The organism is cyanobacterium endosymbiont of Epithemia clementina EcSB (genome assembly GCF_029919255.1).
Taxonomy (GTDB): Bacteria; Cyanobacteriota; Cyanobacteriia; order Cyanobacteriales; family Microcystaceae; genus Rippkaea.
In genome coordinates, this window is sequence record NZ_CP123991.1 from 2,165,231 (window position 1) to 2,191,137 (window position 25,907).

A 25,907-nucleotide genomic window follows, 5' to 3' on the forward strand; every position below is an offset into this window, starting at 1 on the left:
TTCAGTCGTTTGTTAATACTAAATTTAGGTGTCAAACTTAACTCTTTTTAGATCGTCCAAATAATTGAAAGATTCAGAGCAATAGACTCACTATAATTATAAAATATACTAAATTATGTTGTAGGAACTCACTTACAATAAAAGGAAAATAATCTAGATTAAAACGATACCTAAAAAAACTTAATTTAGCTTTGTGATTTAGTTGACTTAAACCCAAAAATAGTTCCTTAAAAAGAAAAAAATATGTAGATTTAAGAGGATAGTATTTACCTTAAAAAATATCAATATTTCAGGGACAGACTCTTAAAAAGAGAGTAGTTGCTGTAGTAATCTATTTAATTAGAGCGAATAAATTCCGAACAAATCTAATTAAATAGAAGAATAGATTGTTAGGATGTCAAAATAAGAATTTTAAGCAAAGAGAAGAAAAAAATCTCTATTAACTGATTAACTACTTAAGAAATTAGCTCACTAATTAAAATTAAAACCAGCACATTGGCAAACAGGGAAAAGACTGAAAGTAGCTCGTTAGATAGAAAACAAAAATTGTATTGAAAAAGTTTGGGACCAAACAGGATGGGATTACGTGAAAAAGATAGATAAAAACTAAGATAGATATATATTTTTTGATGAACCTAGAGTAGAATTGAAACCAATCAGAAAAAAAGTCTGGAGTCTAGGAAAAGACGAACTGCAATGAGAAGTCAGGGCTATGAATTGTCGGTCATACGTCTACGAATTTGTCAAACTACTAAAGAGAGCAACTTTATGAAATTAAATTCCAAGAGGGAATATAAAATGGCTGAATTTAGTTTATTAGTTTTGAGTTAATGAGTATTTTGAAATATTTGATGAAATGGAATAAATATTGCTAAATCGTTGTTACATCTTCAGTCAAATCAAAGAAGTAATTAATAATTAAACTTATTATTTTAGGTTAAATTTCCTATTTTTTTTAGGAGAGTATAGCCGTTGTACTTAGTATTACTGGTTTCTTTTCTTACTTAAAAATATTTTTTTCTCGTTTATAAATTGTCTCTACTTCCTCTAAATAGTGTTGAATACAAGTTCACTCTAATTTTCAAAATTATAATCACGCTCCCATTAAATATAATACAGTATTAGTTTTATTATCACTATAAAAACATAATCGATGTTTCGCCATAAAATTCCTAAAGTCATCAGGCGATAAACAATAATATTACTCTTTTTGTAAGTTTTTAAGACGATATAATATTTCTCTTGACCTTGTTGGGGATAGAATAACCCTGTTGTTTCAATATAATGACCATTAGTTAATAATTTAAAGTTCATAAACTAATCCAGTTTCCCATCTTTTATAAAGTTAATTTCTATGGTTTAAATTTTATATCTATCCATTGACTTAGAGTGATTTAAACAGTTAAAAACTGTTATCAATAACTCTTCATGTTAATCGGTTTTACTGATATTTTTTTAATCTTTTAGTCTAGTTCTTGTAGAATTAAATAATAATTTAGATTGACTATAAAATGATAACCTAAATAAAATTGTCCGTCGGAAGTACCCATTATTTTTATCGATGAAAACAACACTTACTTCACCTGTAGGTTACATGTAACCTTGAACACTGAAAAATTGCTTTTTATATTTTTCAATAAGAATTTTAAGAATTGTCAGTGATATGGAGGAATTGGGATTTTTAATCAGTTGATTTAATTAGATGATGTTGTTTGATATTTAGATTATTTTTGTTCTTATTTTTAATTTTTTTATCATGAACTAAGTTAGTTAACTGTAGCTTATTTCCTCTATTTTAGATTATTCTAAATACTAGAGAATTAACTTGTTTTAAAGTTTAACTTGGACAATTAAATAATAATGATGTCAATAATTATTGCATTCATGACTTAAAGTTAAGTGAACTTAAATCTTAGTTAGGATAAAGGTAACAATAAAATTGTTCAATAAGTTCTATTGCTAGATTTATCTTTTCTTGGGCTTCCCGTCGGGTAACTGTTTCTCCCATTTTTATATGGCCTACAAATTCTCTAGATAACGCCCAATTATGGGTAATATTTTCCGTTCTATTAAGATAATTAGTTGTTTGAGTTTACAATGGGTTCATTAAGAATATGAACTGTTGGTACTGAATTGCGATAGGTCATTAAAATAAAAATAAAATAATAAAATTCTTAATTGATTGTATAGTATCTGAAGTTAGATTTTTTATAAAAAAAGATCTTTTTCTCGAATTAAATCTATTTTTAAATTTATCAATGCTTATCTAAGTATGTAGCTATAAATTACTTTTCAAAAAGTCAATGATTTTATTTCTCTATATTCAAACAATTGAATTGCAATTTACAATACTATAATTAAATTATAATAATAACTTTTTTTGCCGTTATTTGAGTTTAACTAAACTATTTGTATGCACTGAATAATTATCAATAATAATTACTGCTTTTATGCATAAATGCATTTATATTCATTGTTTTTTATCTTTATTTTACTTTGTTGATAAAAAATATTTGTAAAATTTTTATTTTTATTTTTTCAGTAAAACAGAATTAAAATTCTTATTTATTTTTTATATTTCTATTATATTTAGTCTGGTTTCTTTTTCCTACTCTGTGTAATTACGTTTGTTTTTTAAACTTAAAAATAAGTATATCTTACTGTTTTTCCTAAAAAAATAGACTTTATATAAGTAAATAAGCTTTAAATTCCCATTCTTTTTTGAATGATGCAGCATTTTCTGATCTACTTTTTTAGCATTTTTTCTTTAAAACATAAAGGATTAATTCTTGTACTCATTTTTGTTTATTTCCATTTCCCGCTCTTTGTTAAAATATTACGCATTCTTCCGGGAGTTAGTTTTACTCTTTTAAAGCTTTAAATAATTGTTAGCCATCGATAAGTTGTTTCATCTCTTTATAAGAGCTATTTAAAATAATTTATATCTTTTTCTGACCAAGTTCTTTTTTTTACTGTTCGAAAAAATACAATTATTCTGTTCTATAAACAATTTGCAAAAAAGTTATTATTATAAATTTTATTTTTTCTGTTACTTAATTTAATTCTTTTAAACTTTCTCTAACCTTACATTTAAACATAAAATCTCTATCCTTATTCTCCTTCTAGAGAGAATCTCTGGGTCAAGAGTAAACTTTGATAGTACCTGCTTTTCTAATTTGATTAGCTCGATTCTTAAGCAGGTTGACATATAAAAATTACTTTTTTAAAAAAACTTTTCTATTTTATATATATTTAAATTCATCTATTTAAAGGATGAAATAGTTTTTTTGTATTAAAGTTAGAAATAGTATTGCCGATTTTTTAGCCAGTGAAGTTAAATAATCAAGATAAGTGGTTATATCTTTGGAGTCTACTCTAGTATTAAAATCACTAAGTAGAATCCGTATTAAAAATTATTAATCAGGAATTTACAGCGACAGTTTAAGAGATTGATGGTTAACTGGTGAGGCTTCAAATACGGGAAGTCTAGTTTCAATAAACTTTGTCAATAATGAAACATCTTAAAAGTAAAGTAACTTGATTTTTATTTTTTTTAAAAAATTTAGATTATTATCTTCTCTTAAAGTCTGGAGAATATTTTCTAATTAATTATCCTAACTTAACTTCCAACTTAGAACTTAAACCCTCTAATGAGGTAGAATCTCTATAGAGATCACTAGAAGCAATCTCTAAAATAGAAAATATAAGTTATCAAGAACTGTAGCAATTAGGAATAACTCCTTTAATTCAAGTGAATACTGCCGGAGGGTACTAAAAATAAGAAATGAAACTTAGAGAAAAATCAGAGAAAGTTATTTAAACGTTCCAATCAGACTTTCTAGTCAAACTGAAGCCACTATATGTATGGAAAAGCTCTATTAGCAAAAGAAAGCAAAATTAGATTAAATTAAATTAATTAACCATTAATTATTAACTCTTAATTAAGATGGAAATTACAAACTCTTGGTTCATTGCTAATGGTCTAAATTCGCTTTTAATCGTCATTGCCCTTATTGTCCCTAAAAAATTATTAACTATTGCTGGATACTTCCATGCTTGGGTATTAGGGATTTTGGTTTGGGGAACACTCGGATGGCAAGGTTACACCGTCATTATGTTTTACTTCTTAGTGGGTTCAGCAGTAACCCGCATCGGAATAGCAGAAAAAGAAGCAGCCGGAATTGCTGAAAAACGGTCAGGAATGCGAGGTCCAGAAAACATTTGGGGGTCAGCATTAATAGCTATACTTTGTGCTTTAATGACTTTATTTTTTGATTCTTCTTGGCAAGAATTATTGATTTTAGGATATGTTGCTAGTTTTAGTACCAAACTTTCTGATACAACTGCTTCTGAAATAGGAAAAGCTTATGGGAAAAGCACATTTTTAATCACTACCTTCAAACCTGTGCCACGGGGAACTGAAGGAGCCGTCAGTTTGGAGGGTACTTTGGCAGGAGTGATTGCTTCTGGGGTAATTGCTTTATTAGCTTGGGGTATTGGCTTGATTAATCTAGCGGGAGTGTTTTTGTGTATTTTCTCTGCTTTTATTGCTACTAGTTTAGAAAGTTTAATTGGGGCAACTTTACAGGAAAAATCAGACTGGATGACTAATGAAGTTGTTAATGTTTTTAATACTTTTATTGGAGCGTTTGTCGCTATCTTTGCTGCTTGGGGGTGGACTCAGTTTATTTAACGTTTGTGTGATCAGGAGTATCGTTTATAGTATTTAACGTGTCTTATCTATACTTTTGATGATGATAAAATCGGTTCTGCTGAATTTATCAGCTTAAATTATCAGTTCAATATCATACTTTTTAAGTTGTCGAATGTAACAAAATTTTTCTAATCCATCAAGTAGCGAACTAAATTAATTAATAAAATGATTTTTTGTTGGCATTTAAAACGTTTTTATTTTAAAAAATAGAAGCTAATTGTATGATTTTCTTTTATTTTTTTACTTAAAATATAAAATTTTACTTCGGCTGATTTATGAGTAAAAAGAGTAAATTATATACCTTTACTCAACCATCGATACTGATTCCAGTTATAGAGGCTCTTAAGGTTTATTTTTGCTAAATAAAGATTACAGCAATCAAATATTTTCTCCTTTCTATTCCCTCCTCTTAAAGTGTTAGTTTTACATGAAAAGTTCAGCCAAACCAATATTCTCGAATAGCTAATGCAGTTGCTGGTGCTAATAAAACCCCATTACGATAATGTCCCGTAGCTAATAAAATATTACTATAATGAGGTAATTTTCGAATAATTGGAGCAGGTTCACCTTGGGGACGAGGACGTTTTCCAAACCAAGTTTTTATAACTTTAGCATCTTGTAAAGTAGGACAAAAACTAATCGCTTTTCTTTTAACTTTTTCTAATAATTCTGGCCGTGAAATAATCTCTCCCATTTCGTCAGGAAACTCTACCGTTGCACCGATCCAATATTCTCTATTTCCTAATGGAACAATGTGAACATCGTTACCTGTGATGACCGGTTGGAAGTCTTTATTTCCTGGCAGTTTATTCAGCTTAATTTGTAATGCTTGACCTAAAACTGGTCGAATGTCTAGAGGTTGACTAGACGTAATGGTCAGGGGAGTTGATCCCAACCCAGCAGCTATAACTAACTCATCAATTTTTATATTACCTTCTGTGGTTTGAATTTTATAACATTGGCGGACATTTGAGTCCTTTAAGGTATTAGAAATAATATTCTTAACCTCAATCCCAAACTTACAGTTAACCCCATTTATAGAGGCTCCTTTAACTAAAGCTTGTGTTAATTTTTGGGGATTAATTTGTAAATCTTGAGGGGAATAAATTGCACCAACAATCCTATGATTGTCAATGTGAGGACATTTTCTATTTAAAGTTTCCTGATCCCAGATTTTTAAGTCATAGCCTTGAGACTGACGAATTGTTATTAGTTTTTCCCATTCTCCTATCGATTCTTCTGCAAATCTTAACATCAAAATTCCTTGACGATTAACAGGAATACTTTGTTTGGTAAGGATTTCTAATTCAGGAATTAGGGTTTCATAGCGTTCTAGACTAGTTTGACGAAGTTTCCAGCTTCTTCCCTTTGTTTTACGGCTAAGAACCCCCATTAAAACTCCCAATGCTGCTCCCGTAGAACCTGAAGCAGGGACTTGTTTATCAATTAAGGTAATTCTTAACCCTTTAACCAAACTCAATTCATAAGCAATTGCTGCTCCGATAACACCTGCTCCAATAACAGCTACATGAATCATTGTTACTCAACAATAAAGGATTAAATTAAGATTTCGATAGCATAAAAAAGTGGTTATTATATCAATAATTAAAACAGGAAACCGACTACTATTAACTGTTAACCATTAACTAACTTAGCTACATTTAGGAATCAGATATAAGAAAGTATTAAAGTCACAAACAGCTTGATAGTATTCATTTTCAGCGGCTAATCTATCACGATTCATGTCCGTTACATTAATCTGTTCAAAATTTTTAAAAAACTTCTTCATTAGATTAGAAGCAGTTTTTTGTTCCTTGTGCAACAGAGAATAGTGTAAATTATTCATCTGTTGGCTAAGTGCGCTTAAAGGTCCATCAATATAAGTTCGGGTATCTATCCAATTTTGGTTAGAAATGAACTATTTTAAAATTGACATTTTTCTCCATGCTTCTGCAATCGGTCCAATCAAAACTTGCGGTTGCTTAATTTTTTCGGGAGAACAGGTGGCAAAAATAGACGCTTGAAGACCACTCTAACTTACTAAAAAACGGTCCCGAGCATCAAGACCATCGATAAAATCGACCTAAGACTTGACATCATTCTATTGCTACTATTCACAATTAAACTCATTTATCGCTTCTCCCAATAATTAGACTCTTTATGAAGCCTTACGGCATAAAAAGTTTACAATTTGATTGTTCACTTCTTGCGCTCAATGTTCTTGAGAATAGTGTTTAGCCTCATCTGGACTGAGCAATACCACGATATCATAAGTAGCTGCTAAGCTTTCAGAAACCCCTAAAAATAGTTAGGAAGTAGCCATTTACCAAACAATCAAGGTGATAACAACCCCAATTATTAACCCCTTTTCGAATAGCCATCATTGTTGTGGCTAGCAAAGACCGTCCCACAGCTGAACTTTTACAGTTGTCGAGACATTGCCAATTTTTTATCAGACACGATCAATTCACTTCTTTTTTCGAGATCTTAATCGATAATTAGAATATTTTGAGTCACTACATCCACTATAAGAGGAATTTCCTCTGTTTCATAAACTATGGTAATTTCACATCAGGTAAAATGGGAGTATTCAAGATGATCAAGCAATCAATTTTCCTAAGGTAAGCAAAGGCATATTATATTTCCACCGAGACTAGAAAACCTTGGACGATGTATAGATAATTGCTTAAGGTCTAAGACTTCAATAAATACTTTTAACGTCTAACTACTAAGCCTGGGGTATAGGTAAACTTGCTCTTATCTAGTCTAGCGGATTTTCCAAAACCAATTTCATTAGGGGCGATCGTTCGAATGTCTTTTTTCGCTAAGTATTAAGTAAGTCAGTATAGCTATGGAAAAATAATCCATGGAGAAGAATAACAGAGGCTTTTTCAGTCTCATTAGATTGGGGAAACCTCCCGACAAAATTACTCGGGAAAACCAATGGTTAAGGAATACTCTGTCATGAATTTTTAATTTTATTGTCATTATCTATGGAGAAACTTATTAAAATTGTGGCATAGAATAGACAAATTCATTCATTAAATTTACCATCTAAGACCTGATTAAAACCTGTTAGTCTATTTGTTATGTGAGAGGAGATTACACTATGAACGCGTCGGAAAAAGCACAAGGACTAGAAGTGACTACTAAGATTGCAGTCATTGTCCATCTATTTAAGTCGCATTTTCCCGATGCCAAAGCAGACCTTAACCCTTGGTATAACGATCCTGATACCCTTGAATTAGTCGATCCCGATTCCATTGACATCGGATTCCATTTACCTGGATGGAGTCCCCGTTTCCAAAGTCGTAGTTTGTTGGTACAAATTCGTTTCCATCAAGATCCCGTAGATGACTTTGAAAGATTAGTTGGAGTCGATACAGCAGCGTTTAATCATCAAGGCGAGGCCTGGCGACTGTCAACAGTGGATGATTGGCAATTTGAGGGAAGTTATCAACCAGCCGCAGATGTAGTGGAAAAGCTTAAATGTTTCTGTCGTCAAGTATTTGAGTTATTTAATTAAAATGGCGAGATTCTGTCTTCATAATCCTTTGAAGGAAACTAATTACTACACTCCACAAAAGCTATAGACTTCCTTCCCCTTAAGCAATTCCCCGACACCACGGTGTCAAAGCGATTTTCATTTGGATAGATTAAAGTAAAGAAATCAAAAAGATGTCTAGTCATACTAGAAAATGAAGCCATACTCCATAGATATTTCCACTTTTTTATAGAAACTGAAAAATAAGATCAATCAACTCAATAACTAGCAGAGCGTTTTCAAGTCAGTTATGATTTTAAAAATCACTCCTTAGACGTTAGGAAGCAGCACAAAAATATATGACTATTCCTTTATGGCTTAGGAAAACTTCCTTAAATTGAAGCAGAACAACTTAGTGTTGTAGAACAATTGCTAGAACAAGATAACAATGCTCCTTTACAAGGACTAAGTACTTGCTTACACGAAAAAATATTTACTACGTGTCGTTTAGTATAAAAACTTAACTTAACTCAGAATGCCTTGTAAAACCCTACATAGATAGGCTTTAGGCTCTGATATGGGAATATTAGACGATACTTGAACAACTTAAACTTTCAGACCTAGTTTTTATCGACGAAATCTGAGTTGAGCTTGCAATGACTCGTAACTTTGCCAGAGCAACTAAAAGAAAGCGAGTTTATGGAAAATGGACAAATATTTTGGGAAAAAATATTACTTTAATTAGATCGCTCACTACATCAAGTTTTTTGGTCTCTTTTACTTTTGAACGATAAAAAAATTTAAAGAAGCTTTTCTCATTTCTCATTGATGAAACAGAAGTGCTGATATCAAAAATCTAATTAGGGATTTGTATGGTCGTAGATAATTTACAAGCTCATAAAGCCATAAAAGTCTAGAGAACAGATAGAATCTATAGAGGAAAAATTTATGTCGTTATTTCCATATTTTCCTGATTTCAATTTGATTGAAAACTGTTGATCGAAAATTAAAAAATATTTGCTAACTTAAGTATTTCCTAATTCTAGAGTACTCAATCAAGCTATCAATAAAGAAATTGATTCAGCAACCAATGAAAACATAATTTGCTGGTTTACTCACTGCTGTTATCATGAGCTACCTAATTGAGACCCCCTATATGTTCTAAACAAAAAATAAAATTGTATAATACAATACTAAAAAAAATATCAGTAGTTGGTTCTTTCCCTGTCAAACAAAGAGTAAACAAAAGGACAGTATAAAAGACGGAGAAAACAGGATTTATATATTTTTTTGCCTACTTATGCCCAATAATTTAACAGAATTGAGTAAGAATGACAAAGAATAAAAGAAGATGAATTAACCGGTAGAATGTTGGAAGATAAATACGAATTGACGATAGCAGTGATAGATGCCATCGAATTATGCTTAGCACCCAATAGTTTAGAAGTGAAGAGATTTCTTGTTAAGAATCAAAAATGAAGAAAAGTCGATTAACTAAAAATTAAACAAAAAAGACTAAATCTGATTTAATCAGGTCAAAATAACTGTCAAACTCACACTTACCAATATCTATATCATACTAATTTTGAGCTTTGTTTTAGCTTCTTATCCTAGGATACTTTTCGGTTTGTTCAGAATGAGTTGACAATTTACCTACTTTCTTCTAGTTTCTTGACACGGTGTTGTTTATTGAAGTCTAACTACTCACAAGTAAAAAGTAGAGCTTCTAGCCCAAGGAATTTTATGTCAGTTATTATTTATCTCATTGAGGACAATAAATTACTAATTTTTCTTCTTAATACTCATTTTCCAATCCCTAATAATTCGCTGCCGTTCTCGAGCAATGACTAACGCTTGGTCGGGGACATTGTCGGTGACAACAGACCCAGCAGCCACAGTGACATTGTCCCCTAACGTCACTGGAGCCACAAGCACACTATTAGCTCCAGTTTTTGTTCCATTACCAATAATAGTCGGATGTTTTTGTACCCCATCATAGTTAGCAGTAATGGTCCCAGCCCCCACGTTAACCCCTTCTCCTAACTTTGCATCCCCTAAATAGGAAAGATGAGCCACATTGGTTTTTTGTCCAATGATTGACTTTTTAATTTCCACAAAATTACCAATACGAGAGGACTCTCCCACCTTAGCTTGACCCCGCAAATGCGTATAGGGGCCAACACGGCATCCATCAGCCACTTGACTGTCAATGATGACTGAGTAAAGTACTATTACGTTTTCACCAACTTTACTATTTTCAATTAGAGTTCCTGGGCCAATGAGACTCCCTTTCCCAACAACAGTATTTCCCCTTAAGTGACTTTGGGGTTCGATCACAACATCAGGTTGCAATTCAACGGTATCGTCAATAGTGATGCTATCAGGAGCAATCATGGTTACCCCTTTAGCCATCCAATAATCTTTGATACGACTTTGAAGGATATCATTGGCCATAGCCAATTGTTTACGATCATTAATTCCACTAATCTCAAAATAATCTTTCACATCTACTGCCATCACAGGAGATAGATATTTAACCACATCCGTTAAATAATATTCTTCTTGATCATTATTAGGAGAGAGTTTAGGCAGTACTTCGGCTAATTTTGGCCAATTAAAACAATAAATACCTCCATTAATGCGATGGTTTTGTTTTTGGGCGGTGTTACAGTCACGATCTTCCACAATTTGTCTGACTAAATTGTCACCATCACAAAATACTCGTCCATATCCTTTTGGATCAGGTAAATGGGCTGTAAGTAATGTAGCAGCATTATGATGAAGTTGATGACTCTTGAGTAAATTTTCTAATGTTTCAGGCCTTAATAAGGGCACATCTCCATTTAAGACTAATAAATCTCCGGTAAAGTCTTTTAAACAAGGCAACAATTGTTGAATAGCATGACCTGTACCTAATTGTTCCCTTTGCTCAACAAATTCTAAGAAGTCAACTTGATGCAATGACTCTTGAACTAGTTGAGCTTCATAACCTACAACGACGAGTTTTCGAGATGGATTGAGCAGGTAACAACTTTCAAGTACCCGTTCTACCAATGAACGTCCCCCCACTTGATGAAGTACCTTAGGAAGGTCTGACTTCATCCGTGTTCCACGTCCTGCTGCGAGAATTGCTACGGCTACCATTACTTTTCTAGTTAATCAATATCCCTGGGTGGAGTATACCGTGTCGTGGACCCTTTTGTTCCTAATTAATAGGAATGGTTTCAACATCTTCACACGCCGTAAAACAGGAGTAAATCCTAAGCCTCACAATTTATGTTTCTGCTTCGACAAAACTGCCTCTATCCACAATGAGCTTTTGAGCTTTATGGTCTTACCTTCACTCCACAGGTTATCTTTGCAAGCCCTGCGATTCTTCCATGTTAAGGTCTCAAACGGAAGAGTTATGTGTTTTTTGATCCTAAGAGTTCTCACACCCATTTCCCTATCTTCTTTTTTCCAGTCTTATTGACATTGTCCGCGCTACCAGTTAGGTTAACTGGACTTTACTCTAAAAGCTGTCTTGCTTAATGTATTGTCTTTGGCGGGTCACTTAACCTACTTGATAGTCTAATACAAAGCCATCGTTCTACTAAAGGATTTTTACCCAAATTTCCTGACGAATTAAGCTAAAGTTTCTGGACAATAACCTAAGCCTTGAGTGAACTGTTGTCGAAATGCCTCAATGTCATTAATATCGGGAAATCCATGAGAAACAATAGCCACTTGATAACGACGCATGACATCGATTGGAGCTTGTCCCGTTTCTAAACTCCAGAAGACCATTTGAAGACGGATTTCAAGTTCGTAGGGGATGCCGATTTCATTCATAAATGCCTTAAAGTTCTCGTGTTGGTAAGGAGTTAAAGGCTGTTTAAACTTAACCCTAACGATCCAACCATTAATTTGATGAATAACTGTCATCGAACAAGATGGCCAGTTGTTCGTGGATTGTAAGTATTCGATGGCCCGTAAGGTTAAGCTTGCGTTACCAAGAAAGTAAATATAGTCCATATGTCCCTCTCTAAGTTATCTGCTTATTAATTATCCTGTGTATTCTAGGGTGACAACAATCTGACCAATTCTCATAGGGGACTACCCCCCATTTTAGACGTTTTACAATGGGGGAAACTACCCAATTTCTTCAGATTTTTGTTTTTCCTATGACTGATGACTGTTTATTATCGAGTTACGATTATCAATTGCCACCTGAGTTGATTGCCCAAAAACCTGTTACCCCTAGAGATAGTTCTCGACTATTGGTAGTTGATTACTTGACGACTCAAGTTCATAGTGTGTTCCGAGAGTTACCCCAGTGGTTATTGCCAGGAGACTTATTAGTACTTAATAATACTCGTGTCATTCGGGCTAGACTTTATGGACATAAAACGACAGGCGCACCTGTTGAGATCTTGCTATTAGAGGAAAAAGCCCCGTTGTGTTGGTTGGCCTTAGTTAAACCAGGAAAACGGTTTAAAGTTGGTTCGGAAATTTGGTTCCCCAACTCCCCAGAAGGAAATACAAAAAGTCCCTTCTATTTAAAAGCTAAGGTACTTAAAGTTGATTCAGCAACAGGGGGAAGATTGTTACAGTTTGAGATATCTTCACCGGACTTATTTTGGCAAGCGATCGAACACCTGGGGAAGATTCCTCTACCTCCTTATATAACCCATTTTGAAGATAACTGCGATCTTTATCAAACTATTTATGCTCAAAAACCTGGAGCGGTGGCAGCTCCCACAGCAGGATTACACTTTACTCCAGAGTTGCTACAAAGGTTGACTGACAAGGGAATTGCTCAAGCTTATGTCACTCTCCATGTGGGGGTAGGAACGTTTCGTCCTGTGGAGGCAGAAGATATTACCCAACATGATATGCATTCGGAATGGGTGGAAGTTCCCCAGACTACTGTGGAGATGATTGCTCAGACAAAAAAGAATGGGGGACGGGTGATTGCAGTAGGAACAACGGTAGTTAGATCTTTGGAAGGGGCAGCACAAATAGCTAAAACTAAAGGTGAACAAGGGTTAGTTACATTTCAAGGCAAGACTAATCTATTTATTTATCCTGGGTATTCCTGGCAAGTAGTTGATGGAATGATTACGAATTTTCACTTGCCGCGATCTAGTTTATTAATGTTAGTGAGTGCTTTGATAGGGCGGGAAAGATTGATGAATTTATATCAAGAAGCAATTGAACAACGTTATCGATTTTATTCTTTTGGAGATGGGATGCTAATTATAATCCAGTAATTTAAACCTGATGGTTAATCTCACTAATTAGTAACTGATTCTACAGATAAAACTTTTAAATTAATTAGCAACTTTTTAAGAGTTGCTAATTAAAACATCTTATTTTGAGTTAACTTACACATCTATACAATCTAACTGATTTATTTTTTTTATAAATATTTATTTTGTTAGTTTTAGAGATAGCTTTTTACGAAATACTTTGGGGTTTTGTGGTTTTTACGAAAAAACTATAAATAGGATCTCTTTAGTTAAAGATAATGGGCATAAGTAAGAACACAAATGTCCTAAAAAAAACTTAAAAATTAGAAATGCTTGGTATTGGCACCAAGCATTAGAAGAAGCCAAAAAATAAACTGATACCACTCTCTAAAATTAGAGTTTAAAGATTATCCAGAAAATAGTTATGATATAGCTTGCAACTGGGCTGGGCTTCATCTCCTACTAAATTAATTAGTCCCATACTCTCTAATTTATAAGCTACAGATGGTTCTAACTGTACTCCCATTTCAGTTTTAACCACTTGTTTCATGGCCTCAGCTAACTCAGGAGAAGATTGTAAATTATTCCAATGACGGCGTAAATGCGACCCGTAAATTCCTCCTTGGGTCGAGGCTTCTTCTAAGAGCTTATTCTGAGGAATATTCTTATAGGTAAGGGCATCAAAAGCAAGACGAATTAAATAGGGATGTCCTCCTACCATTTCAATTAAATATTTCGCAAACTCTTGTTGTTTTTTATCTTCTGACCAACTAAATCCATAATATTTAGCGAGAGTTAATACTTGCTCTAGCTTAAACCCAGGTAATTTGACTTGTCTTCCCACATTAAAAGGAGATTGATTAGCGTCAAGTTTGATATAAACCTCTGTAGAATTAGCAATTACTAAACGAAGATTTTGCCAAATTTCTAAATTGTTGGCCTCTTCATGCCAATAGCGAAGCATAGGTAAAAAATCTTTAGCAATATTGGGATATTCAAAGATGCGATCAAGATTGTCTAAACCTAACGCTATAGGGCGGTTAATCTGTTCTAATAAATAATCTTGAAAATAAGTTTTACAACTTACTAAACTACCAAATAATTCCTCATCCCAATAATCATCGAGTTCAGGTTTAATGCCTAACTCTCGACTAATGTTCGCACAAAACCAGCGAAGAAATTTATCTAAGGTGGTAAACATTGCTCCTTCTGCACCACGAAGATTAAGATACACTTTGCGACAGTCAGAAGCTTCAGCATAGAGGAGAATAGTATTAAGAAGGGATGTTTTCCCCATTTTTTCAGGGGCTTTAATCCTAATTAACGCACCAGGTTTAAGAATTTCTTGGCAACTATCTACTTCAACCGGAGGACGTTGAATATAAATAGGAGAGTCAACTTTTATGCGCGTTTGGAGATCAATTATCGGAAGACTCGAAAACGTTGGCATTGCTGATGCTTGTTTCCAATCAGGATATTTAATATCTTTGAGCCATTCTCGTAAAACTTGGAACTTCCCAGGACCTTTACTACGAGGATCCAATTCAGGGCAACCATTAGGCTGATCATTGGCAAAACAACTGTAGAGTTCGGTCATTTGTTTCTTATATGTCTCATGACTGGCTGCTTCAGCTAGTTCCCAAACCTCTGTATCCGGTTTACGCCAATTTTCATAAGCAAACCGAACTAAAAAGATTTCTCGAAGTCTTCCTTTTAGATTTTGATCGATGGCTACTTCTTTGAGGAATTGATCCCAGCCTTTTGGTTTCATGGCGGTTGTCTTAAGGATATTAAATCTAGTATTTACACTGGCAAAAATGACCGTTAGTATCAAGTGTAGTTTCTAATACATACTTATTCCTAATTCTACTATTTTCGCTTTACTTCTATGTTGCTCAGCCTTAAAATTCAATTGTGGGACTGACATTCGGTGTAAGGCGTTTTATCCTAAAAGTGGAGGATTAAAGATACTCAAAACTAACCAAATTGGTGTGAATGACCAGGAGAAAATTAACTATGAAACCTATCAAATGTCAATTAGCCTTGGGAACCGCCATCGTCTTACTCACCATTGTTGGCATAGAAACCATAGCAGTCGCTGTTCCTCATATTATGCCTGGAAATGTAATTACTAACAATGATTGTGGAGGAGACAAGGATGATGAATGTTAAAAAATATCGCAACTCCTGAAGTGTCTACTCAAAAATATTTATCAAAAAGCTAGGCAGATTCCTGGCTTTTTCCCTAAGTTATCTAAGCAAGGTCAAAACCTTCATAAGATATTTTTTCCTAGTTTGGCTTATAGGAGTTACTTATTGATAGATGAACTTAAACATGATTTATCTTAAAATATTTAGCTGTCGCTAAAAATAAAGGGTAGAAAACTAAGAAAATAGAGGAGTTTGTCAACATAAAAGATAGCTATTGAAGCTCTTATGAAGAAATCTGGGGCTGGGTATCATTTTGGACCTCTATACTCATTATTTTATTGCTAAGTCCCAATATTAAAGCTATGATTATTTATTCGAGACGTTTGACGATTTATCTAGTGACTAGGAATTAAATTTCATGATTAGGAATAGCTAAAAATTGATAGGTCCCAATCAATAAATGAGATTACCAGTCGTTTGAAAGTTATCGATAGAGGAAAATGGTACTTTTGTTGAAAGTTAAAGTATTTAAAAACATTTCAAAAACGATATCGCTCGATATTATCTTTTATTTTGCTGAAATAATTAAGATTTAAACGATGTTAGTAAGAGTTGATTTTTTAAAATTTAAAAAACTTATTGAATTACTGAATGTTACCACCTGGTCCTAAAGCAACTATGTGAAATCAGTAAATTTATAGTCAAAAAATTTTAGATGATTTCAACTAACTTTTTAGTTTTTTGCAAAACTTTATCAGATTACTCTCAATAAGAGTAAAAGAGTTAATTAATAATTAGTGTCAAATATAAAGATAATTTTTTTTAAGAAAAATTATCTTTATATAGTTTTTGAACTAAGAGATAGTTTTTAGTTTTTCAAATACATAGTGCTCACTTTGTCTATTCCAGTAAACAAATGTTTAACTTAATTTGTCAATCCGTTCATACACTTCACTTAATGATTCTTCATCAACCAGTAGTATTTTTTGAGCCGACTAAGAGGGAGTCTATCCTAACGCTTGAGTTTGGCTGCGCCCCAACCTACTTAATCATTTTTGCAAAATGATTAAGGCAGCATTTCAATCTCTACATTTGAGATAACCACAATAAGGACAATTATAGATTCTAGTTAACAAATACTTCTGAACTTTTTAACTACAATTAAGAAAATAATGAAAAGTATTCTGAGGATCTACCGCTATAGTTATTTTGCCATATCTATATCAAAAATATTTAGCAATTGTCTAAAATAGGTTTATCTTACACCTTTTATCGACTTAGCTGAATGAAATTTTTTATCATACTATTAACGTTTAACAGTTCACAAACTACTCTATATTTAAACTTTATAAACGTGAGTTAAACTATATTCAATAATACGATTGTTATTCTTGATTACTAAGTTAAAGTACGACTAATTACACGATTAGCTGAAATAGTAATTACCAATAACAAAGACTAAAATGGTTGTTGAAAAATATCAATATGCAAGGGAAGCCTGCTATTTAACCCTAAATCACGAGAAAGTTTTTAAGTGGACGGAGATAAGATATTAGTCAAGTATAAAGATTAACAAAACAGTTTCAAATACTTTATTTTCTAAAATGTTCAATCTAAGAGACATTTTTAAGCTAATCGTTAATTGTTTCAATCAAAAAACGCTTATTAAGTAATATTTGATCACTCAGTTTTACTGACTTTTGCTTCATACTCTATTTATGACAGATAATTAATTGATGTCCTTGTTAATAGGGCTTTTCAAAGAGTTCGTAAAAAATATATCCTTAGCTCCTCAATAATTTGCCAATTAAACTTTTCCTTGACTCATAAACTGGTTTGCGTTCATCTATTTTGCCTTAAATTAACTTAAAAACAAATAATTACCCGTAGTTATTTACAATTAAATGCAGTTTAAATTCCCAATGCCATCACACATAATTTAGTCCCATCTCACTAAACCTTTAAAAATTTGGTATGTCCGACTGCAAGACTGATTAAAACTTCTATCAGAGAATAATCAATAGCAAATAATTACTGTAATTTTTTCTTTATGAATAGAAAATAAATAGGACAGTAACTTTATTACTCAGAGGATAAGCTCCACAACACTATTCTAGCTGACTAGATTAGGAAATACTTTTTACAATTGGGAATAACCCGTAATTTATAAGATGTTTTAAAGGTTCGATATCCTGACCTATGAAATGTAATGATAAGGGCATCACTTAACCTCTCTTTAAACGAGAGCAACATCTTTTTTCTCCCCAAAATGCTGTTCAAATCTTTGATAGAAGTGATCTATCTCACAAAATACTTCGGTAAGCTCGAGATGAGATATACTAAATCCGACGGCCATACCCTTCTAAAAAATTACAGGAAATTTAACTCATTATTATTGGTTAAATTATCAATGTTTTCTCTGATTTAACTGAGTTAATTACAATAATTTAGTAATACTTCTTTGATAGTATCAAAGATAATCCACATAATTTCTGTCATCTTTTTGCTGGTTCTAATTCTGGAGAATAAGTTTCTAAAGATTTTCTGGTAATTTCTAAAAAAAATTAGACTTTTTTGCTACGATGTCGTCTGTTACTATTGTTACTATTGTTACTATTGTTACTATTCTCTATAAATAAGATTTTTTTAGATAACCCTACATCTTTAGCCAAATGTTCATAAACTAAATTCAGCCATTTTATATTCCCTCTTGGAATTTAATTTCATAAAGTTGCTCTCTTTAGTAGTTTGACAAATTCGTAGACGTATGACCGACAATTTATAGCCCTGACTTCTCATCGCAGTTGGTCTTTTCCTAGACTCCAGACTTTTTTTCTGATTGGTTTCAATTCTACTCTAGGTTCATCAAAAAAATATATATCTATCTTAGTTTTTGTCTATCTTTTTTCGATTTTTTAGATTTTTGAAGGTTAGTTTTTCATGAATCTTTCTTTTTTTAGAGGCTCTCTCTTGCTGTGTTATGCTTTCGGACTCTGACAAGAATATCTGAGCTTTTTCACGTAATCCCATCCTGTTTAGTCCCAAACTTTTTCAACACAATTTTTGTTTTCTATCTAACGAGCTACTTTCAGTCTTTTCCCTGTTTGCCAATGTGCTGGTTTTAATTTTAATTAGTGAGCTAATTTCTTAAGTAGTTAATCAGTTAATAGAGATTTTTTTCTTCTCTTTGCTTAAAATTCTTATTTTGACATCCTAACAATCTATTCTTTTATTTAATTATATTTGTTCGGAATTTATTCGCTCTAATTAAATAGATTACTACAGCAACTACTCTCTTTTTAAGAGTCTGTCCCTGAAATATTGATATTTTTTAAGGTAAATACTATCCTCTTAAATCTACATATTTTTTTCTTTTTAAGGAACTATTTTTGGGGTTTAAGTCAACTAAATTGCAAAGCTAAATTAAGTTTTTTTTAGGTATCGTTTTAATCTAGATTATTTTTCTTTTATTGTACCTAAGTTCCTACAACATAACTTGACATTAAATTCATAATACTAGACTTCAAGAAATGCTGCTTTTTGTTATCTCTAAACTTTCTACAAAACTTATGTTTATTAAGTGGAGTTTCACACTTGTAATAAACGAATTTTTTGTCTATATTGATGAGAGTTACTAGATTGTTTAACTCTTTTTTCATCTTTTGAGGTTGAGGATTAAGTTGTTACTTATTCTAACTCTTTTAATATACCTAGGTTAATAATAATTAATGTTTTTTACCATATTAATTGAAATTGACCAATATTCTTTTTATCCATTAAAATAATATAAAATTTATCATCTGATAGCTTTTATTTAAAGAAGTTGAACTCTCCTGAGCAATAATTTTTTAAAAATTTTAGATATCCTATTTTTTTCTTTGACCTTTTTCTGGCAAGTATTATCAAAATAAGAGATTACTCTTAAATTTATTTCAACCATAATTTGGCAAGCATGGGAGTTACGATCATAAACAAATTTAAACTCTTTTATAAGCCTAATGTTATATTTGAATGATTCTGTTTTGCTAACTCCAGGATGATCTACCCAATAATGAAGCACTTTATTATGGACGAATTTAGTTGCCTGTATTGCTTGATTAATAGATAGCTTCTATTTGATGTAGTTTTGGCTTGTAATTTATATTCAAGTACAAACACTTTGACACTGCATTACTGTGTATTAGATCACAGCATTTTTAGAATTAAAACAACAACAAATAAATACAAAGTCGTTCTTTAACTGAGTGGATGATTGGACTGAAAACCCACAATTTTCTCTCAAAAAGCGGTCTCGCTTTGCGAATAATACTACACTAAAGTTTTTGCAGTAAAAAAGGTGGGCATCGCCCACCCTAGATTATTTCAAGTATTTCAAGTTTAGAATTTAGCGTTTGGCTAATTTTTTAGTTTTCATCTTCCGTAGACGAATAGATTCAGGCGTTACCTCTACTAATTCATCAGCCCCAATATATTCTAATGCTCTTTCTAAACTCATTTCTTCGGGGGCTTGTAATTGGACTAATTCATCTCCAGTTGCAGAACGATGGTTGGTCAATTGCTTGGTTTTGCAGACGTTCAATTCCACATCTTGAGGACGGTTACTTTCTCCAATAATCATTCCTTTATACACTTTGGTTCCAGGGGTGATAAAAAAGATACCGCGATCTTCGGCATTTTTCAACGCATAGAATGTTGCAACTCCTTCTTCAAAGGAAGTAATTACTCCGTTGTAACGAGTTTCCAAATCTCCAGAAATGGGACGATATTCCAAGAAACTATGGTTCATAATCCCCTCACCCCGTGAGATACGGATGAAATCTCCACGAAACCCAATTAAACCACGGGCTGGAACCACAAACTCTAATTGAGTTCGTCCGTTGATTCCAGTTTGCATATCTTTCATTTCCCCTTTACGTTGTCCTAAGCGTTCAATACAAGCTCCAACTGCTTGTTCAGGAATATCCAAGACTAAATATTCAAAGGGTTCACAGGGTTGGCCATTCACTTCCCGATAGATAACTTGGGGTTGGGAGACTTGGAATTCATAACCTTCCCGACGCATGGTTTCAATTAAAATACCGAGGTGTAATTCTCCCCGTCCGGATACCTCAAATTTATCGGGGGACTCGTTTTCTTCAACTCGTAAAGCAACATTGGTTTCCAATTCTCGCATTAAGCGATCACGGATTTGTCGTGAGGTAACATAAGTTCCTTCCTGTCCAGCAAAAGGAGAGTCGTTGACAGAAAAAGTCATTTGTAGGGTAGGTTCGTCAACTTTAATTAAAGGTAAAGCTTGGGGTTCATTGGGACAAGTCAAGGTTTCCCCAATATTAGCATCTGCAAACCCAGCCACTGCCACCAGATTACCAGCACTTGATTCTTCAAGTTCCACCCGTTGCAGCCCTTCAAACCCGAGTAATTTACTAATTTTTCCTCTAACCATACTGCCGTCTTCTTTCATCAAAGCCGCTTGTTGACCTGCTTTAATCACCCCATTATGAATGCGACCAATAATGATCCGCCCTAGATACTCAGAATAGTCCAGGGTAGTCACTTGTAATTGTAGAGTTTTAGTTGGATCGCCAGCCGGTGGGGGAATATGGTTTAAAATTGCTTGAAATAGCGGTTCCATGTCTACCCCTTCATCTTCTAAGCTATTTTTGGCAAAACCGGATAAACCCGAGGCAAACAGGGTCGTAAAATCGCATTGATCATCATCTGCACCTAGTTCCACGAATAAATCAAAGACTTTATCTACGGCAATATTGGGGTCAACTTGGGGACGGTCAATTTTATTAACGACCACAATGGGACGTAATCCCTTTTCTAAGGCTTTTTTGAGAACAAAACGAGTTTGGGGCATTGGACCCTCATTGGCGTCCACAATTAAAATACAGCCATCTACCATCCCTAAAACCCGTTCCACTTCTCCCCCAAAGTCTGCGTGACCAGGGGTATCGACAATGTTAATTAGGGTATCTTCATAGCGAACTGCGGTGTTTTTTGACAAAATGGTGATTCCTCGTTCCCTTTCTAGGGTATTGGAGTCCATTACACAGTCTGGGATCTCTTCCCCTTCGCGGAAAATACCGGACTGTTTGAGAAGGGCATCAACCAGGGTAGTTTTACCGTGATCGACGTGGGCGATAATGGCAACGTTGCGAATGGGCAGAGACATAGATAATGAAATGGTAAAAAAGTTTAGAAATGTTACTATAGATTTTTTAACGGTCCTAGCTTACATGCTAGCTTATATGATAATGGTAGCAGTCGGTTAAGTTTTAGGAAATATACTTAGGAAATAGATAATAAGCAATCAGTAATAAATTAGGGTATAATCAATTAGTGTGAAGAAAAGACGTCATAATTAAGGTTTTCTCGTTGAGAATAGTGCCTACTCTAGGGGGTATACTGCCTTTGTCTACCGCTATTTTAAACAACTATAACGTTCTTAGTTGTTGGCAGCTATTATTTTGATAGTAATTGTTAACCTTATCGCATTTTAACTTAAATATTGAAAATGACAACTGTGTGTTTAACACTTGGAGAACTGACGTCAACTTAAGACTGGATGAGAATTAGAAAAATACAGTTTCTTTTAAATAGTTATTAGCAAACTTTAGTATAATAAACCTCTTTAAAAACTCAAATATTAAATTGTACTTGACTGATCCAACTTTCAGTACAAAAAATAATACAAAACCTGTCATTCTAAAAATAGAAAATATTATTGTTAATAACAGATTTATCGAAAGAATTCATCATAGAAATAATACTTAGTAGGTTTCATGTTTAGATTAAATTATGTTAAACTGAACACTCCTATTTAATTTGTACCTATAATATTAAATACCTAATTCAGTTTAATAAAGAAGATTCTCAATGTAGCGATTTTTATTTTCATCGATTAAAGTGAAGGAATTCCAAAAATATTAGTTGCATTAGTTGCACTAAAAAATGGAGCTGTATTTTATAGATATTTCCACTAAAACTGTATAAACTAGTAATAAGACCAATCAATACAATATAATTGTACAACTAGCGGAGTGTTTTAAGTTAGTTCTTGTCAATCGTCTCCTTAGATATTAGGAAACAACAAACAGTATATGACCATTCCTTCATGTCCAAGGAAAATTCCCTTTAATTAAGGAGAGACAACTTAATATTGTGGAACAATTGCTAGAACAAGATAATGATGCTCCTCTACAAGAGCTAAGTGCTCGTTTACACAGAAAAATGGGTATTGAAGTTTATATTACTGGCACGTATCGTTTGCTTCAACAACTTAATTTAAGCTGAAAATAAATACTGAATATTTTAAGAAGTTTACATAGATAAAATTAAAACTTTGGGGTATAAATATTCGACGACACTTGGATAACTCAAACTCTCAGACTTAGTTTGTATTGATGAAACTGGAGTTTCCCTAGCCATAACTATCTATTTTGCTAAAGCAACTAAAGGAAAACGAGTTCACGGAAAATATATTAATCTTTAAGAAAAGGTATTATTTTTATTTGAGTGTTTGCTACATCATTTCTTTTTTGAAAAAAATGTGGACAAAAATAAAAAGTTTTATAAATGATCAAATATAAATTTTGATATCATAAATATCGACAGGTATTTGTGTAGTTATGATTAATTGACAAGCTTATTAAGGAACAAAAATCATAGAAATGATAGAATCTATAGGAGCACAAGTCGTATTTTTATATTCTTGATTTCAACTCCGTTGAAAACTGTTGGTACAAAAATCAAAGAATATTTGTTAACTAACAAATCACGAAATTCTATAGGTTTCAATCAAGCTATCAATAAAGCGATTGATTTAGCAAACGACGAAGATATAACTGGCTAGTTTCCCCAACTGCTGTTTTTATAAACTACCTAATTGAAAATCTCTATAAACTCTTATCTAGCAATAATCAAAATTACTTATTGAATATAATCTTAATCACCTCCTCTGCTCACCAATATAAACCTCATCTATATGAAAAACGTAGTATGATTGAATTATTTTTATTTTTAAACACTACTTGCTAATTGATATCAGGAGAAAATTTTAATTTTATGGCTATTGAAATTGAGCGCAAATTTTTAGTTAAAGGAGATGCTTGGCGCTCCTGGGGACCAGGAAAAATATACCGACAGGGGTATATTCTAACCCAGAATAAAATGACTACTGTTCGGGTAAGAATTGTGGGGGATTGTGCTTTCTTAACATTTAAAGGAAAAACTAAGAGGTTTACTAGAGAAGAATTTGAATATCCTATTCCTTTAGAAGATGCAGAAATAATGTTAGAAAATCTATGTGATCATCCTTTAATTAAAAAAATTAGATACAGAATAGACTTGGGAAATTTAGTTTGGGAAGTGGATGAATTTCAGGGAGAAAATGAAGGATTAATTTTAGCGGAGGTAGAATTAAGTTCTGAGGATCAATATTTTGAGTTGCCAGCTTGGATTGGTGAAGAGGTAACCCAAGATTTAAGATTTTATAATGTTAATTTAGCAAAACATCCTTATTTAATCTGGAAATAAATTTTCATAATAAGTTGTTAGTTATAATGATATAGACTGTTTACCTTTTTTTATTATCTCTCAAATGAATTATGAATCTGAGCTAGTTTCCCTATCAACTATTCCGACTGCCCCAGCAGGATTTAAGTCTGGTTTTGTCGGGATTATTGGTCGTCCAAACGTTGGAAAATCAACCCTAATGAATCAATTAGTAGGACAAGAAATTGCAATTACGTCTCCTATATCCCAAACTACTCGTAACCGCTTAAGAGGAATTTTAACCGTTGAAGAAGCACAAATCATTTTAATTGATACTCCAGGAATTCATAAACCTCACCATCAACTCGGAAAAATTCTAGTACAAAATGCTAAATCTGCAATTAACTCTGTTGATATTATTCTCTTTATTGTTGACAGTTCTGTCCTAGCAGGAGGAGGTGATCACTATGTTGCTGAACTCTTAGGAACTTCCACTAATCCAGTTATTTTAGGACTCAATAAAACGGATCAACAACCCTCAGATTACCATCCTTTAGATAAAAGTTATTTAACTCTAGCTCGACCTTATAACTGGCCAGTTATAAAGTTTTCAGCGTTAACTGGAGAAGGATTAGAGCCGTTACAAAAGACATTGATAAATTACCTTCCTCCTGGTCCCTATTATTACCCACCCAATCTAGTGACTGATCAACCTGAACACTTCATTATGGGGGAACTAATTCGAGAACAAGTTTTACAGCAAACTAGCCAAGAAATTCCTCATTCTGTTGCAGTTGTTATTGAAAAAGTTGAAGAAACTTCTAATCTAACTCGTGTTTTTGCCGCAATTAATGTGGAAAGGGACTCCCAAAAAGGGATTATTATTGGCAAAAAGGGGAATATGCTTAAAGCCATAGGAAGTGCTGCAAGAAAACAAATACAGAAACTAATTATGGGAGAAGTTTATTTAAAACTTTTTGTAAAAGTAGAACCAAAATGGCGACAATCAAGTTTACGTTTGTCAGAATTTGGTTATCATCTTGAATTTTAAATTTTTATTTTTAATAAAAATAAAAATTTATTGATGATTATATCTTTATTCAGACAGATTCTTTATCCCGATAGATTTTTTCTTAGCTAGTTTGAGTATGGCCGTAGAAATTGTATCTGTTTCCGCCAAAAGTTTATATACTTGTGTTGCTAGTGGACAAAATTTTATCAGCAAAGAGTTCGGAAACCTAGTTAGAGTCATAGCAGCATTTTAGATCTTTCTCAAGGGTTACAATATCAAATAATTTCCCAAGTAGGAAAACCTATGAATGATCGAACCCCTGTTTCTACTAGCTAGTTTTAACTCTCTTTATCAATAAGAATTCAATCCTTATAATAGTTTTGAGAATTATTAGCTACTTATTCATCTGACTTAGTTCAGAGTAGCCGTTGTTTTTATTGTTTTCACTGCAATAAACTAGGAAGTTTAGAAGTAGGTGATACTCTCGAAGTATTAGTTATTGGAGTGATATCCAATACTCAGGGTAGTATTAATTTCTATTTAAATCAACCTAAATCAGTTAAATGGTTTCAACTTGAATAAATCAATCCTGAACAAGATGCTCCACATTTATGAAGCTATTTTGAAGTAGAAAATAAAGAGGTAGCTATCTTAAAAAGAGAGCAATATATTTGTTTTAGCAATAAAGAATCTTGCTTTAATTTCACCGGTAGAGAATAATCAAGAAAATGTAGAAAATTTCGCTCTAATGCCATAGAACAAACAATTAGTTTATTTCTAGAATCTCTAGAGAAAGGGATGTCAGAATGTCCTAAC

At 32.9% G+C, this 25,907-nt stretch carries 14 protein-coding genes; 7 read left to right on the forward strand and 7 right to left on the reverse strand.

Going from position 1 to position 25,907, the window contains the following annotated elements; all coding sequences use genetic code 11:
* Nucleotides 1-1,104: 1,104 nt before the first annotated feature.
* Nucleotides 1,105-1,314 (reverse strand): hypothetical protein, encoded by a 210-nt coding sequence (locus P3F56_RS07190; protein WP_281152214.1) that lies wholly within the window; start codon nucleotides 1,312-1,314, stop codon nucleotides 1,105-1,107.
* 2,632 nt (nucleotides 1,315-3,946) lie between these two features.
* Between P3F56_RS07190 and P3F56_RS07195 the strand changes: the two genes are divergently transcribed.
* The gene (locus P3F56_RS07195) at nucleotides 3,947-4,693 is read left to right on the forward strand and encodes a TIGR00297 family protein (RefSeq protein ID WP_281152215.1); all 747 of its coding nucleotides are present in this window, start codon (nucleotides 3,947-3,949) and stop codon (nucleotides 4,691-4,693) included.
* A 457-nt stretch (nucleotides 4,694-5,150) separates the two neighbouring features.
* Here the strand turns inward: P3F56_RS07195 and P3F56_RS07200 are convergent, their stop codons facing one another.
* Nucleotides 5,151-6,251 (reverse strand): NAD(P)/FAD-dependent oxidoreductase, encoded by a 1,101-nt coding sequence (locus tag P3F56_RS07200; protein ID WP_281152216.1) that lies wholly within the window; start codon nucleotides 6,249-6,251, stop codon nucleotides 5,151-5,153.
* Nucleotides 6,252-6,365: 114 nt separating this feature from the next.
* Nucleotides 6,366-6,629, reverse strand: a complete 264-nt coding sequence (gene psbQ / locus P3F56_RS10560; RefSeq protein ID WP_405054786.1) for a photosystem II protein PsbQ — start codon at nucleotides 6,627-6,629, stop codon at nucleotides 6,366-6,368.
* A gap of 1,194 nt (nucleotides 6,630-7,823) precedes the next feature.
* Here psbQ and P3F56_RS07205 point away from each other — a divergent pair.
* Nucleotides 7,824-8,240 (forward strand): hypothetical protein, encoded by a 417-nt coding sequence (locus tag P3F56_RS07205; RefSeq protein WP_281152217.1) that lies wholly within the window; start codon nucleotides 7,824-7,826, stop codon nucleotides 8,238-8,240.
* A 1,740-nt stretch (nucleotides 8,241-9,980) separates the two neighbouring features.
* Here the strand turns inward: P3F56_RS07205 and glmU are convergent.
* Both glmU and P3F56_RS07215 read right to left on the reverse strand, forming a co-directional pair.
* Nucleotides 9,981-11,342: a bifunctional UDP-N-acetylglucosamine diphosphorylase/glucosamine-1-phosphate N-acetyltransferase GlmU gene (gene glmU, locus P3F56_RS07210; RefSeq protein WP_281152218.1), complete on the reverse strand. Its 1,362-nt coding sequence runs from the start codon at nucleotides 11,340-11,342 to the stop codon at nucleotides 9,981-9,983.
* Between the two features lie 480 nt (nucleotides 11,343-11,822).
* Nucleotides 11,823-12,212 carry a hypothetical protein gene (locus P3F56_RS07215; RefSeq protein WP_281152219.1) on the reverse strand — a complete coding sequence of 130 codons (390 nt, stop codon included), beginning with the start codon at nucleotides 12,210-12,212 and terminating at the stop codon, nucleotides 11,823-11,825.
* 149 nt (nucleotides 12,213-12,361) lie between these two features.
* Here P3F56_RS07215 and queA point away from each other — a divergent pair, with 149 nt between their 5' ends.
* Nucleotides 12,362-13,450, forward strand: coding sequence for a tRNA preQ1(34) S-adenosylmethionine ribosyltransferase-isomerase QueA (gene queA / locus P3F56_RS07220; protein ID WP_281153760.1), 1,089 nt, complete (start codon nucleotides 12,362-12,364; stop codon nucleotides 13,448-13,450).
* A 379-nt stretch (nucleotides 13,451-13,829) separates the two neighbouring features.
* On the opposite strand, the gene P3F56_RS07225 is transcribed toward queA, so the two are convergent.
* Nucleotides 13,830-15,200, reverse strand: coding sequence for an AAA-like domain-containing protein (locus P3F56_RS07225; protein ID WP_281152220.1), 1,371 nt, complete (start codon nucleotides 15,198-15,200; stop codon nucleotides 13,830-13,832).
* Between the two features lie 245 nt (nucleotides 15,201-15,445).
* Between P3F56_RS07225 and P3F56_RS07230 the strand changes: the two genes are divergently transcribed.
* Entirely contained in the window at nucleotides 15,446-15,601 is a 156-nt protein-coding gene (locus tag P3F56_RS07230) for a hypothetical protein (protein WP_281152221.1), read from the forward strand.
* A gap of 4,363 nt (nucleotides 15,602-19,964) precedes the next feature.
* On the opposite strand, the gene typA is transcribed toward P3F56_RS07230, so the two are convergent.
* Nucleotides 19,965-21,758 (reverse strand): translational GTPase TypA, encoded by a 1,794-nt coding sequence (typA, locus tag P3F56_RS07235; protein WP_281152222.1) that lies wholly within the window; start codon nucleotides 21,756-21,758, stop codon nucleotides 19,965-19,967.
* 989 nt (nucleotides 21,759-22,747) lie between these two features.
* On the opposite strand from typA, the gene P3F56_RS07240 reads away from it, so the two are divergent.
* From P3F56_RS07240 to era, 3 genes are all read left to right on the forward strand, one after another.
* Entirely contained in the window at nucleotides 22,748-22,879 is a 132-nt protein-coding gene (locus P3F56_RS07240; protein WP_281152223.1) for a hypothetical protein, read from the forward strand.
* 771 nt (nucleotides 22,880-23,650) lie between these two features.
* Nucleotides 23,651-24,121, forward strand: coding sequence for a CYTH domain-containing protein (locus tag P3F56_RS07245; protein WP_281152224.1), 471 nt, complete (start codon nucleotides 23,651-23,653; stop codon nucleotides 24,119-24,121).
* Between the two features lie 64 nt (nucleotides 24,122-24,185).
* Nucleotides 24,186-25,130 (forward strand): GTPase Era, encoded by a 945-nt coding sequence (era, locus tag P3F56_RS07250; protein ID WP_281152225.1) that lies wholly within the window; start codon nucleotides 24,186-24,188, stop codon nucleotides 25,128-25,130.
* The last annotated feature ends 777 nt before the right edge of the window (nucleotides 25,131-25,907 follow it).

Coding starts and splice junctions, on each gene's coding strand:
- P3F56_RS07190 (WP_281152214.1), bottom strand. CDS start 1,314: ATGAACTTTAAATTATTAACTAATGGTCATTATATTGAAACAACAGGG.
- typA (WP_281152222.1), bottom strand. CDS start 21,758: ATGTCTCTGCCCATTCGCAACGTTGCCATTATCGCCCACGTCGATCAC.
- queA (WP_281153760.1), top strand. CDS start 12,362: ATGACTGATGACTGTTTATTATCGAGTTACGATTATCAATTGCCACCT.
- P3F56_RS07200 (WP_281152216.1), bottom strand. CDS start 6,251: ATGATTCATGTAGCTGTTATTGGAGCAGGTGTTATCGGAGCAGCAATT.
- glmU (WP_281152218.1), bottom strand. CDS start 11,342: ATGGTAGCCGTAGCAATTCTCGCAGCAGGACGTGGAACACGGATGAAG.
- P3F56_RS07245 (WP_281152224.1), top strand. CDS start 23,651: ATGGCTATTGAAATTGAGCGCAAATTTTTAGTTAAAGGAGATGCTTGG.
- P3F56_RS07230 (WP_281152221.1), top strand. CDS start 15,446: ATGAAACCTATCAAATGTCAATTAGCCTTGGGAACCGCCATCGTCTTA.
- P3F56_RS07225 (WP_281152220.1), bottom strand. CDS start 15,200: ATGAAACCAAAAGGCTGGGATCAATTCCTCAAAGAAGTAGCCATCGAT.
- P3F56_RS07205 (WP_281152217.1), top strand. CDS start 7,824: ATGAACGCGTCGGAAAAAGCACAAGGACTAGAAGTGACTACTAAGATT.
- era (WP_281152225.1), top strand. CDS start 24,186: ATGAATTATGAATCTGAGCTAGTTTCCCTATCAACTATTCCGACTGCC.
- P3F56_RS07215 (WP_281152219.1), bottom strand. CDS start 12,212: ATGGACTATATTTACTTTCTTGGTAACGCAAGCTTAACCTTACGGGCC.
- P3F56_RS07195 (WP_281152215.1), top strand. CDS start 3,947: ATGGAAATTACAAACTCTTGGTTCATTGCTAATGGTCTAAATTCGCTT.